This window comes from Zavarzinella formosa DSM 19928 (assembly GCF_000255705.1).
Lineage (GTDB): Bacteria > Planctomycetota > Planctomycetia > Gemmatales > Gemmataceae > Zavarzinella > Zavarzinella formosa.
Window position 1 is genome coordinate 40,577 of the sequence record NZ_JH636439.1, and the last position, 238, is coordinate 40,814.

Annotated in this window: 1 protein-coding gene; it reads right to left on the reverse strand. The window is 64.7% G+C overall.

The window, feature by feature from the left end:
* Positions 1-238, reverse strand: a 238-nt coding sequence (locus tag BGIM_RS48090) for a helix-turn-helix domain-containing protein (RefSeq protein WP_162136237.1), incomplete at both ends; no start/stop codon positions are given.

Genomic DNA, 238 nt, shown 5'->3' on the forward strand with positions numbered 1-238 from the left:
GCCCGCAGGTAGTCCGGATGATACCGCACACCGAATCGTCGACAAATCAATTCGGTCACACGCCGAGCCGTCCAAAGATCGGTGCGAAAGCCGTGGGCGGTTGGCTTCTCCGCCAGCCATCCAAGGATTTGGTGTTCCTGCTCCGGCGTCAAGAACCGGGGGCGCCCCGGTGTCGGTTTCGACGCCAATCCGGCGTCGCCTTCCTGCCGGTGCCGGGCCATCCACTTGGCGACCGTCG